Here is a 12,470-nt window from a genome sequence, read left to right on the forward strand (position 1 = left end):
GGGAGGGTGGCCGCGCGAAGCGCGGCCGGGAGAGGGGGAGCCACAAGCGAAAACCGTGCGTTTGGCACCCCCTCTCCCGAGCGAGTTCGGGGTGCATTTCCGCGTAACCCTCTCCCACAAGGGGAGAGGGTGCGGCTACGGGCGCCGGCGCGCGGTCTGAACGCAGACTCAGGTGCCCCCTCATTCCGCCGCCTCCATCGCAACATCTCTTGCCAGGTCGATCACCAGCAATGTCGTCCGGATCCGCTGCGTGGTGCCGTCCTGAAACCGGATCACGGTATCCACCGGGATATCCCGCGCCCCGCCATAGATGCCGTCAATGATATCCGCGTATTTCTCGTTGATGACGCTGCGGCGGACTTTTCGCGTGCGGGTCAGTTCGCCGTCGTCGGCATCGAGTTCCTTGTACAGCAGCAGAAACTTGGCGATGCGCTGCGCCGGCGGCAGCGTGGCGTTCACGGCCTCGACCTCCTTGCGCAGCAGCGCGTAGACTTCCGGTCGTGATGCTAGGTCGGTGTAGGTGGTGAAGGAGAGTCGGTTCTTCTCCGCCCATTTCGAGATGATCGAAAAGCGGATGCAGATCATCGCTGCCAGCGCTTCGCGGTTATCGCCGAGCACCACCGTCTCGGCGATGTAGGGCGAGAACTTCAGCTTGTTCTCGATATATTGCGGCGAGAAGCGTTCGCCGCGCGCGGTCTGCGCTAGATCCTTGATGCGGTCGATTACGACGAGCTGCTTTGCCTCGTTGAAATAGCCGGCGTCGCCGGAATGCATCCAGCCGTCGCGCATGTCGGCGGCCGAGGCCTCCGGCGCCTTGTAGTAGCCGAGGAACATGTTGGGGTGCTGCACGACGATCTCGCCGACGCCGTGCACGTCGGGCTCGCGGATCTCGATCTTGATGTTGTCGCCCATCGCGATTCCGGTGGTGTCGGGATCGACGCTGGCTGCCTCGTGCAGCGTGAAGGCGCCGAGCGTTTCGGTCTGGCCGTACAGGGTGCGCAATGGCACGCCCATCGCGCGGAAGAACTTGAAGGTGTCCGGCCCCAGCGCCGCGCCTCCGGTCGCCGCCGAGCGCAGCCGCGTGAAACCGAGCCGGTCGCGCAGCGCGCGGAACAGCATGATATCGGCGACGGTGGACTTCTTGCCGTCGGCCAGGGCCGCCAGCCCGGCCTTCATGCCGACCTCGTACAGCCGCTGCTTCAGCGGCGATGAATCCATCACGCGGGCGCGGACATCTGCGGCGATGCCCTCCCAGACCCGCGGCGCGAACAGCACGAAGGTCGGCGCGATCTCGCGAAAGTCGTTCATCATCGTATCGGATTGCTCGACGAAGTTGACCTTCATCCGGCTCAGCAGGCCTTTGCCGAGCGCATAGACCTGCTCCATGATCCACGGCAGCGGCAGCACCGAGACATATTCATCGTCCGGCCCTTTGGGATCGAAGGCGAGATAAGTCGCGCAGTGGCCGAGCACGCGGCCGGCCGCCAGCATCGCCAGTTTCGGATGCGAGGTGGTGCCCGATGTGGTGCAGAGGATGGCGACGTCCTCGCCCTGCGTGCGGTCCACCATCTGGTTGTATAGGTCCGGCTCGCGGGCCGCGCGGTCGCGTCCCATTTGCGCCAGCTTGTCGGCTTCCAGCAAACGCGGATCGTCATACTTCCGCATGCCGCGCGGATCGCTGTAGACGATGTGGCGCATCTGCGGCACACGGTCGCCGAGCGCCAGCAGCTTGTCGACCTGCTCCTCGTCCTCGGCGAATACTATTTTTGCTTCGCCGTAGTTCAAAAGGTACGAGGCTTCCTCGTCGAGCACGTCGCGGTACAGGCCGAGGCTCATTGCGCCGACCGCGTGCGCCGCGATTTCTGCCGACACCCAGTCCGGCCGGTTGTCGCCGATGATGCCGACGACATCGCCTCTGACTATGCCGAGCTCGACCATGCCGAGCGTAAAATCTTTCACGCGGGCCTGGTAGTCATTCCATGTGAACACGCGCCACAGCCCAAAGTCCTTCTCGCGCAAGGCGATCTCGTCGCCATGTTCGCGGGCATTGAGGCGCAGCAGCTTCGGATAGGTGTCGGCCTCGAGGACGCGTCCGGCGTAGTCCATCATGCCGCGCTCTCCGGAACCGGAATGCCGTCGGGATCGGCCAGCACCTCATCCTCCTCGCCGAGATAAGCGCGCTTGACGTGCGGATCGGCGAGCACTTCTGCGGGCTCGCCCTCGGCGATCTTGCGGCCGAAATCCAGCACCATCACCCGGTGCGAGATGTCCATCACCACGCCCATGTCGTGCTCGATCATCATCACCGTCATGCCGAACTCTTCGTTGAGGTCGACGATGTAGCGCGCCATGTCCTCTTTCTCTTCGAAGTTCATGCCGGCCATCGGCTCGTCGAGCAGAATGAGGTTGGGCTCCAGCGCCATCGCGCGCGCCAGCTCGACGCGTTTGCGCAATCCGTAGGGCAGCGTGCCGGCGGTCGCCTTGCGCACGCTCTGCAAATCGAGGAAGTCGATGATCTCCTCGACCTTGCGGCGATGCTCGAGTTCCTCCTTGCGCGCGCCGGTGAGCCAGTACAGCGAGCCGGTGAGGAAGTTGTTCTTCAGGAGGTGGTGCCGGCCGACCATGATGTTGTCGAGCACGCTCATGTGGTGAAACAGAGCGAGGTTCTGGAAGGTGCGGCCGATGCCGAGGCCGGGCCGCGCATTGGGGGTGAGGCCGGTGATGTCTTGGCCGCGATAGAACAGTTGCCCCTCGGTCGGTCGGTAGCGGCCGGAGATGCAGTTGACGATGGAGGTCTTGCCGGCGCCGTTCGGCCCGATGATGGAAAACAATTCGCCGGGGCGAACGGCGAAGCTCACTTCGGTGAGCGCCCTGACGCCACCGAAGCGCAGGGACACCCCGCGCACTTCTAAAGCGTGTTCCACGCTGTCACTCCCTGCAACGGCGCTTATGCGCTCTGTCGTTTGGTCAGTTGAGCCGAAGCTACACCGGCGTGCAACCTTGCCCTATTCGACTAATGACCGGCCGGAGAGGGGGCATGGGGTAGTCATTCCGGGGCAGCTTCGGCCGGCGGAGTCCTCTCCACTGTCATCGCCCGCGAAAGCGGGCGACCCAGTAATCACTGGCGGTAGCGAGAAGCTGAAATGCCGCCCGTATACCGGGTCCCCGCTTCCGCGGGGACGACAATCGAGTGTGTGGCCTCGCGCCGGATCATCACACCTCCAGCCATTCCTTGCGCACGGCGTCGTTGACCTTGAGATCCGCCGGCGTGCCTTCGAACACGATGCGGCCGTGGCCCATCACATAGACGCGGTGCGAGATGCGCATGGCGATCGACAGTTTCTGTTCGACCAGCAGGATCGCCACGCCGCGCCGCGCGATTTCGGCCAGGAGGTCGCCGACCTGCTGCACGATGATCGGCGCCAGGCCCTCGGTGGGCTCGTCGATCATCACCAGATCGGGGTCGCCCATCAGCGTGCGGCAGATCGTCAGCATCTGCTTCTCGCCACCCGACATAACGCCCGCGGTGGTATCCGCGCGTGCGGCGAGATTGGGGAACATGTCGAGCATGTCCTGCAATTTCCATTTGCCGGGCTTTTTCGGATCCTTGATCCCCAGCATCAGGTTCTGCCTTACCGTCAGTGCCGGGAAGATATCGCGGTGTTCCGGAACATAGCCGAGCCCGAGATGGGCAATTTTGTAGCTCGGCAGGCCGGCGATGTCCGTGCCCTTGAAGCGGATCACACCCTGCGGCGGCACTTCGCCCATGATCGCCTTGACGGTGGTGGAACGGCCGACGCCGTTGCGGCCGAGCAGGCTGACCACCTCGCCCGCGTCGATATGCATGTCGACGCCCTGCAGGATGTGGCTCTTGCCGTAATAGGCGTGGAGGTCGCGCACTTCGAGCATCATACGACTTCCTCGCCGAGATAGGCTTCGCGCACTTTCGGATTGCCGCGGATCTCCTCGGGCGTGCCGGATGCGATGATCTGGCCGTAGACCAGCACCGAGATGCGGTCGGCAAGGCCGAACACAACGCTCATGTCGTGTTCGACGATCAGCAGCGTGCGGCCCTCGGTGAGTCGGCGGATCAGCATCACCGCGCGCTCGGTCTCGGCGTGGCTCATGCCGGCGGTCGGCTCATCCAGCAGGATGACGTCGGCTCCCCCCGCAATGGTGATGCCGATCTCGAGCGCGCGCTGCTCGGCATAGGTCAGCAGGCCCGCGGGAACGTCGCGTCGCGAGGTCAGGTTGATATCCTGCAGGATCTGCGCGGTGCGCTCGCGCACCTCCGGCAATTTATCGATGTTCTTCCAGAATGCGTAGCGTTGTCCGGTCGCCCACAGCACCGCGCAACGCAGGTTTTCCCACACGCTCATATTGGCGAACACGTTGGTGACCTGGAAGCTGCGCGACAGGCCGCGGCGGTTGATCTGGTACGGCGGCAGGCCGGAGATCACCTCGTCGCGCAGCCTGATCTCGCCGACCGTCGGCTTCATGTAGCCTGATATCAGGTTGAAAAGCGTCGACTTGCCGGCGCCGTTGGGGCCGATCAGCGCGTGGCGCTCGCCTTGCGCCACCGTGAGGTCGACGTTGCGGATCACCGAGGTGATACCGAAGCTCTTTTCGACGCCGCGGAGTTCGATGGCGGGGCTCATGCGGCAATTCCCTTGCCGCGCGCCTGGGTCAGCGCATCGTCCCAGGCCAGCGCGACGCGCGCCCAGCTCATTCGTGCCAGGTAAAATCCGCCGAGGACGAGCAGGGCTGCGACGGCCCATGTGATCGGGCTGGCCGCGTTGAAGCTGATGCCGAAGGCGCGGATGTTCGGGCTGTCGCCGTGGTCGACGCTGTAGTGGACCACGGTCTCGATCACCATCATCAGGCCGATCACCATCGCCAGCGTCGGCACGAAGGCAATGCCGTAGCTCGGCAGCACGTGGCTGAGCGTGCCGGCCCGGATCAGCGGCCGGTGCATCATCAACAGGCCAGTGATGCCGCCGGGGGCGAACATCACCACGGCGATGAAGATCAGGCCGAAATACAATTGCCATACCGGCGTCAGGTCGCTGAGCCCCAGCGATAGCAGCGTGACGAAGATGGCGCCGACGATCGGTCCGATGAAGAAGCCGATGCCGCCGATATAGGTGGCGAACAACACGGTGCCGGACTGCACCGCGCCGAGATAGGCCGAATTGGCGATCTCGAAATTGATCGCCGCCAGCGCCCCGGCAATGCCGGCGAAGAAGCCGGAGAAGCAGAAAGCGAGGTAGCGGATCATGTGCGGATCGTAGCCGACGAACTGCACGCGTTCGGGATTGTCGCGCACGGCGTTGCACATCCGGCCCATCGGTGTCCGGGTCAGCGCATACATCGTGATGATGGCGAGCAGCGTCCAGGCCGCGACCAGGTAATAGATCTGGATCTGCGGGCCGAAACTCCAGTCGAATAGACGAAACACCTTGGTGCGGTTGGCGGAGACGCCGGCCTCGCCGCCGAAGAAGGTGCGCAGGATCAGCGCTGAGGACGCCACCAGTTCGGCGAGGCCAAGCGAAATCATTGCGAACGCGGTGCCGGAACGCCGTGTCGAGACCCAGCCAAGCAGGGCTGCGAAGAACAACCCGGTGATGCCGCCGATCAGCGGGATGACGGGCAGCGGGATCGCCAGCTTGTTGCGGGCGACGATGTTGATGGCGTGAATCGCGAGAAAGCCGCCGAGGCCGTAATACACCGCGTGGCCGAACGACAGCATGCCGGTCTGGCCGAGCAGGATGTTGTAGGACAGAGCGAAGATGATCGAGATGCCGATCAGGCTGAACGTGGTCAGCGAGCCGCCGGAGGAGAATATCCGCGGCAGCAGCAAAAGCGCGATGACGAGGGCGATCCACAGGCCATAGAATTTGAGCCGGTCGGCTGCGACGGGCAGCGGCGGGGCAACGGTTGATGCGAGATCGCTCATGTGTCGCGTGTTCCCAGGAGACCCATCGGGCGGAAGATCAGGATCAGCACCAGCAGCAGATAGGGCATGATCGGCGCGATCTGGGCGATGGTGACGTTCCAGATGTCGGACAGCCAGGTCGTTGCGTAATCGGGGCTGAGCGGCCCGAAGGCGCCGGACAGCGAACCATTCATCGACACCGCGAAGGTCTGCACCAGTCCGATCAGCAGCGAGGCCGCAAAAGCGCCCGGCAAGGAGCCGAGGCCTCCGACCACGACGACCACGAACAGGATCGGGCCAAGCAGGCCGGCCATGTTGGACTGCGTCACCAATGCGGGACCCGCGATCACGCCGGCGACGGCGGCCAAAGCGGTACCGACTCCGAACACCAGCATGAAGATGCGCCCGACATTATGGCCGAGATGCCCGACCATGTGCGGATGCGTCAGCGCGGCCTGCACGATCAGGCCGATCCGTGTCTTCTTCAGCACCACCAGCAGGCCGATGAAGATCACGACCGACACCAGCAGCATGAACATCTTGAAGGCGGGATAGTTGGTGGAGAAAATCGTGAAGGCCGGGAAGTCGAGCAGCGGCGGCACGCGGAAATCCACCGGGCTCTTGCCCCAGATGATCTGCACGATCTCCTCGATCGCAAACGCCAGGCCGAAGGTGAAAAGCAATTCGGCGACATGACCGTTTTTGTGCACCTTGCGCAGGCCGAAGCGCTCGACGCCGGCGCCGATCGCGCCGGCCAGAACAGGCGCGATGATCAGCGCCGGCCAGAAGCCGAACCAGCGGCTGATCTGGAAGCCGAAGAACGCGCCCAGCATGTAGAAACTGGCATGGGCGAAATTCAGCACGCCGAGCATGCTGAAGATCACGGTCAGCCCGCTGGCCATCAGGAACAGCAACATGCCGTACAGGACGCCGTTGAGGGTGGAGATGACGATCAGTTCAAGCACGAATTACCTCAGCATCGACTGGTCGCAAATGGAAACAGCAGAAACGCTGTCATGGCCGGGTCTGTCCCGGCCATCCACGTCTTTCTTGCGTTACCGCAGGCGTGGATGCCCGGGACAAGCCCGGGCATGACGGGGTGTGTGGCCGACTCGGGTGGCACGCCGATAGTCGTTGTTACGGCCGCTCCATCTTGCAGGTGGTCGGCAGGACGGTCTGCGGGGTATCGATCTTGGCCATCATCTTCCAGCCCCAGCCGGTCTTTTCCTCGTCGAACGGCTCCTTCTCGGTGCGATCGCCGAACGAGGCGATGTACATCGGCTGGAAGAACTGATGGTCGTCCTTGCGCATCATGCCCTTGCCGCCGTCATAGACTTCCCACTCCATGCCTTCGAGGGCGGCTGCGACCTTGACCGGCTCAAGCGACTTGGCCTTCTCGGCGGCTGCAGCAAACATCCGCATCTCGTTGACAGCGCGTGGATAGAACAGGCTGAAATCGTACTTGGCGCGCAGCGCCTTTTCGAAAACGTCGGCCGAGGCGTGGCCGAGATTCGGAATGCCTTCGGCGATCTGGAACACCTGATGGTTCAGGCCGGCCTGCTTGATGGCGGTCGGGCCGCCGGTGCCGCCGGCGTAATAGGTGAACCAGCTCACTTTCAGCCCGGCGTCGGCTGCGGCTTTCAGCAGCAGCGCGAAGTCCTGTCCCCAGTTGCCGGTGATGACGCTGTCGGCGCCGGAGGCCTTGATCTTGGCGATGTAGGGCGAGAAGTCGGTGATCTTGAGCAGCGGATGCAGCTCGTCGCCGACGATCTGGACGTCCGGACGCTTGGCGCCGAGCATGGCGCGGGCCTGCGTGCGCACCGACTGGCCGAACGAGTAGTCCTGATTGATCAGGTAGACCTTCTTCACGGTCGGGACGGTCTTGATGTAGTTGGTGAGCGCTTCCATCTTGATGTCGGAATTGGCATCCCAGCGGAAATGCCAGAAGCTGCACTTATCATTGGTCAAAACCGGATCGACCGCGGCGTAGTTGAAGTAAAGCACTTCCTTGCCGGGGTTGCGATCGTTGAACTTGGTGATGAAATCCGACAGTGCGCCGGCCACCGCCGAGCCGTTGCCCTGCGTGACGTAACGCACGCCGGCATCGATCGCCTTCTGCGCCTGGATCAGGCTTTCCTGCGGATTGGTCTTGTTGTCGAGCGGGACGATCTCGACCTTTTTGCCGAGAATGCCGCCCTTGGCGTTGAGTTCGTCGGCGAGGAACTGGAAGGTCTTGAAGCCGACTTCGCCGACGCTGGCGCCGCCGCCGGACAAGGGATCGATATAACCGATCTTGACCGTCTCCTGGGCCATCGCCGCCGTACCGAAAATCGGCAACGCAATAGCCGCAACCATCGCAAGTTTGCGCATTTCACTCTCCCTGGATTTTTTGTCACAGCTCATTCGAGACCGGCGGCACTGCCGCCGCTTCGCCGGCTTTGACGGGAGTGTGGTCTAACGCATCGCAACCTGCAAGCGTCCAAAAGTCATGGGGCGGGGATCGCGGAGGCTTTCTTTGTCGCGGATACTGCGGTGTCGCCGATGATTTCCGTGGTGCGCAATTCCTCGATCTCGGCGTCCGACAGGCCGAGTAGTTCGCGCAATACTTCGGCATTGTGCTGGCCGAGCGTCGGCGCCAATCGCGTGATTGCATAGGGCAGCGGGTTATTGCCTTCGCGATAGGCAACCGACGGCAGCAGGTGCGGGCCCATGAACGGGCGCACCGCCGGCTGCCAGTGCCCGACCTGCATCAGATGCGGATCGCCGGCGAGATCCCCGGGCAGACGTGCCGTACCGGCGGGGATGCCGTGCGCTTGCAGCGTCACCATGGCGAGGTCCGGGCGTACCGTCACGGTCCACTGCCGCACCGCGACCTCGATGCTGTCCTCCTCGGTGCGGCGGCCTTTGGCCGTGGCGAGCACCGGATCGGCGGCGAGATCGGGGCGGTGCATCACGGTGCACAGCGCCTGCCATTCCGCATCACTGCGTACCGCCAGCGTGATCCACTGGTCTTCGCCGAGGCATGGAAAGCAACCGTTCGGCACGAAGCGCGGATGGCGGGTGCCGATCCGCGGACCGGACTTGCCGGTGACGGATTGCTCGATCACCGAGGGGGCCACCAGCGGCAGCAGGGCTTCGACCGCGCTGAGGTCGATGTGCTGGCCGGTGCCGGTGTTGCGCTGCTGCACGAAGCCGAGCATCAGGGCGGCGGCCGCGCTGACGCCGCCGAAGGGATCGCCGAGTGCGGCATGCAGCATGGTCGGGGCGTCGCCCTCGCGGCCGGTGACGGAGGGCAGCCCGCAGGCCTGTTCGAGCGTTGAGCCATAGGCGCGCACGCCGCTCCAAGGACCGGTCATACCGAACGCCGGCATCGTTACGACGACCAGCCGCGGATTGATCTTCAGCATCGCCTGGGGGCCGAGGCCCATGCGCGGCAGCACGTCGGCGGCGTAGTTATCGATCACCGCATCGGCATCGGCGAGCAATCGCTTGAGCAGCGTGCGGCCGGTTTCGGTGGTGAGGTTGAGCGTGATGCCGCGCTTGTTGCGGTTCATCTGCTGAAACCAGTAGGTCTTCTCGTAGGTGCGTTCGGAATGGTACGGGCCGCGCGGATCGGTGCCGCGGAACCAGTCGGGGTACTGGCAGGACTCGATCTTGATCACCTCGGCGCCGAGATCGCCCATCTGCCGCGTCGCCGACGGGCCGGCCCAGCCCATCGTCAGGTCGATGATGCGCAGGCCCTTCAGTGGCAGGGCGTCGTCGGGCGTGGCCGCGCGCGTGGCCGTGCGATGGTGTTCGGGAAAAGCGATGCCGTCATGCTCGCCGGCGAACGGAGCAACGCCGTTCGGCAGCGGGCGCGACTGCGTGAGATACTGCGGCAGCACCGGCGCATCGAATGAAGCGGCGCCGATCTCGACCTTCGCAAACGCGCCACGCTCGCGATAGTAGTCTTGCTTGAGCAGTTCTTCCATATCCGGCACGACGGCCAGCGGAATCCGCAGTTCGATGCCGCGCTCGAACCAGTAGTTCGCGGTCTGCTGCATCAGCACCGGCTGGAAGATTTCCAGCAGCGCCGGCCAATGCGTGGTGCGCAGCAGACTGTCCGCGTAGTTCGGCTGGTGCTCTAGCTCGGGCATGCCGATCATTACGCAGAACGCCGCCCATTGCGCGGGCGTGACGACGGTGATTCCGAGCCAGCCGTCCCTGGTTGGGAAGGTGCCGACCGGATAGCCGCGGCCGAAGCGGTTGATCGCGATGCGCGGGCGGGTGAAGCCGATTTCCAGCGCGAGTCCTGTATCGAACTCGCTGATTTGCAGCATGGCTTCCTGCGCGCTGACGGCAAAGCGCCGGGCGCCCGTGGCGTGGCCGTACAGGCCGGCGAGGGAGGGGATGAAAGCGGTCAGGCCGGCCATTACGGCGATCTGCCCGTCGCGCGGCAGCACCGGCGGGCCGTCCTTGGGGCCAACCAGTTTGACGTTGCCGGACAGCGCGCGGCATACCGAGTCGGTGGCCTCGTAGTTGCTGTAGGGGCCGTGTTCGCCGAACCATGAAATCGCGGTGATGGCAAGGCCGGGCTGTTCCTGGCGCAGCGCGTCGTGCGTCAGCAGCGATGCCGGGATGCTTTGCGGCGAACGTCCGTCGAGTAGCAGGTCGCTCTGCATCAGCAGTGCGCGGACCCGCGCCACGTCTTCCGGGCGATCGAGATCGGCGGTGATGCTGCGCTTGTTGGTGTTGAGCCAGGCGAAATATCCGCTCTCGCGGCGGCCGCCGCCGGCATCGACCATGGGCGCGAACTGCCTTGCGACATCGCCGCCGGGCGGCTCGATCTTGATGACTTCGGCGCCGAAGTCTGAGAACAGTTTGCCGCAATAGTCCAGCGTGTCGCCGGATCCGATTTCGACGACGCGCAGTTTCGACAATGGCAAGCTTGGCATTTCCGCCCAATCATTATTTGTTTGAGCGCATCATGTCGTGATCAGCACTGGCGTCAAGTCACCCGGCGCGGGCGCGCGGCGCGGATTTTCCGAGTGACTGCGACATCGCCGAGATCAGCGGCTTCATGAAGAAGGTGTCGTGGGCTGGATAGATGTCGGTGCGCAGCCCGTAAGTCTTCAACTCGTCGGACACGACCGGCCCGACCGAGGCGATCGGTGTCTTCGCAAGGGCATCGCGCAATTGCTGGTCGCGGCCATGCGCGGAGGCGGCTTCAAGAAGGCGGCGTACCTGGCCGGAACTGGTAAGCGCGATGGCATCGACGCGGCCCGCGGCCATCTCGTCGATCGCGGACAGGATGTTGGCCTCCGCCGCCTGTGCGTCATAGATGTATGGCAGCACCGTATCGACCTCGGCGCCGCAGGCCGTGATGGCAGCGATCAGTACGCTGTGGTCTTTTTCCGGATAGAGCTGGAGGCCGAGCCGATGGCCTTGCAGGTCGATCCCTGCCAGCATCGACGCGACGCCTTCCGAGGTTGGTGTTTCCGTCGTCATGTCGGCCTCACAGCCGATCTCGCGCAGCGCACGGCCGGGCTTGGGGCCCCGGGTGAACTTGCGGGATTTGCCGACCGCGGCGACGAAATCCGCCTCTACGCCAAGCCGCCGCACCACCTTCATGATCCGGCGCAGCCCTTCGCCGGTCATCAGCATCAGGTCGTCGAACGGGCGATCGATGTAACGGCGAATCCACGCCTCCACCGGGGCTGGATCGGGGGCGTCGTGGATGGTGAACATCGGGCACTGCAGCACGTCGGCGCCCTGTTCAGTCAGCAACCGGGAGAATTGCGCCTCTTCGCGCGTCTCCAGGATCAGGATGCGATAGCCGTTCAGTCTGTCAGCCATGTTTCGCTCCCGTCTTGCCCGTTAAGCCGGTGGCAAGGACGTCCATTTTGCATTGCAAGGCGGGCTTGGCGCAAGGCAGTCGCGGATGATAGAGCAGGGCGCAACCGCCCGGTTTCCTCCCAGCAGATCAGTGCCCATGCCCCATCGCCAGTTCGTCCTCACGTTGTCTTGTCCCGATCGTCCGGGCATCGTGTCCGCGGTATCGACGTTCCTCGCTCATAACGGCCAGAACATCCTCGACGCCCAGCAGTTCAACGACGTCGAGACCGGTCATTTTTTCATGCGGGTGGTTTTCACCGCCGCCGATCTCGCGGTCAATCTGCCGGCGCTGCAAACAGGATTCGCTGCGATCGCCGACCGTTTCAAGATGGAGTGGCGGATGCGCGACCGCGCCACGCGCCAGCGGGTGATGCTGCTGGTTTCCAAATCCGACCATTGCCTCGCCGACATTCTCTACCGCTGGCGAACCGGCGAACTCGCCATGATCCCCACCGCCATCGTGTCCAATCATCCGCGCGAAACTTACCGCGATCTCGATTTCGGTGACATTCCGTTCCATCATTTGCCGGTGACCAAGGAGACCAAGCAGGCGCAGGAGACGGCGATCCTCGACCTGGCCGGCAGGACCAAAACCGATCTCGTGGTGCTGGCGCGCTACATGCAGATCCTGTCGAACGAGATGTCCGTGAGCCTGGCCGGG

10 protein-coding genes are annotated in these 12,470 nt (G+C 64.0%); 1 reads left to right on the plus strand and 9 read right to left on the minus strand.

What is annotated here, in order from left to right; all coding sequences use genetic code 11:
• Window positions 1–180: 180 nt before the first annotated feature.
• The 9 genes from JWQ24_RS17900 to JWQ24_RS17940 form a co-directional block, all read right to left on the minus strand.
• Window positions 181–2,109 carry a long-chain fatty acid--CoA ligase gene (locus JWQ24_RS17900; protein WP_299810875.1) on the minus strand — a complete coding sequence of 643 codons (1,929 nt, stop codon included), beginning with the start codon at window positions 2,107–2,109 and terminating at the stop codon, window positions 181–183.
• A complete protein-coding gene (locus JWQ24_RS17905; protein WP_299810878.1) occupies window positions 2,106–2,924 on the minus strand; it encodes an ABC transporter ATP-binding protein in 819 nt (272 codons plus the stop codon). The genes JWQ24_RS17900 and JWQ24_RS17905 overlap by 4 nt, the downstream gene beginning before the upstream one ends.
• Before the next feature lie 289 nt (window positions 2,925–3,213).
• On the minus strand, window positions 3,214–3,909 hold the full coding sequence (locus tag JWQ24_RS17910) for an ABC transporter ATP-binding protein (RefSeq protein ID WP_299810901.1): 696 nt from the start codon (window positions 3,907–3,909) through the stop codon (window positions 3,214–3,216).
• The gene (locus tag JWQ24_RS17915) at window positions 3,909–4,658 is read right to left on the minus strand and encodes an ABC transporter ATP-binding protein (protein ID WP_299810880.1); all 750 of its coding nucleotides are present in this window, start codon (window positions 4,656–4,658) and stop codon (window positions 3,909–3,911) included. Before JWQ24_RS17915 ends, JWQ24_RS17910 begins: the two co-directional genes overlap by 1 nt.
• Entirely contained in the window at window positions 4,655–5,956 is a 1,302-nt protein-coding gene (locus tag JWQ24_RS17920; RefSeq protein ID WP_299810883.1) for a branched-chain amino acid ABC transporter permease, read from the minus strand. The genes JWQ24_RS17915 and JWQ24_RS17920 overlap by 4 nt, the downstream gene beginning before the upstream one ends.
• A complete protein-coding gene (locus tag JWQ24_RS17925; protein ID WP_299810886.1) occupies window positions 5,953–6,900 on the minus strand; it encodes a branched-chain amino acid ABC transporter permease in 948 nt (315 codons plus the stop codon). Before JWQ24_RS17925 ends, JWQ24_RS17920 begins: the two co-directional genes overlap by 4 nt.
• 172 nt (window positions 6,901–7,072) lie before the next feature.
• Window positions 7,073–8,305, minus strand: coding sequence for a branched-chain amino acid ABC transporter substrate-binding protein (locus JWQ24_RS17930; protein WP_299810889.1), 1,233 nt, complete (start codon window positions 8,303–8,305; stop codon window positions 7,073–7,075).
• A 116-nt stretch (window positions 8,306–8,421) separates the two neighbouring features.
• A complete protein-coding gene (locus tag JWQ24_RS17935; RefSeq protein ID WP_299810892.1) occupies window positions 8,422–10,869 on the minus strand; it encodes a CoA transferase in 2,448 nt (815 codons plus the stop codon).
• A gap of 58 nt (window positions 10,870–10,927) precedes the next feature.
• A complete protein-coding gene (locus JWQ24_RS17940; protein WP_299810895.1) occupies window positions 10,928–11,770 on the minus strand; it encodes a uroporphyrinogen-III synthase in 843 nt (280 codons plus the stop codon).
• Between the two features lie 136 nt (window positions 11,771–11,906).
• On the opposite strand from JWQ24_RS17940, the gene JWQ24_RS17945 reads away from it, so the two are divergent.
• A partial coding sequence (locus tag JWQ24_RS17945) for an ACT domain-containing protein (RefSeq protein ID WP_299810898.1) occupies window positions 11,907–12,470 on the plus strand: 564 nt, incomplete at its 3' end.

The sequence above is a fragment of the Tardiphaga sp. genome, assembly GCF_028290495.1.
In the GTDB taxonomy this organism is placed as follows: domain Bacteria; phylum Pseudomonadota; class Alphaproteobacteria; order Rhizobiales; family Xanthobacteraceae; genus Tardiphaga.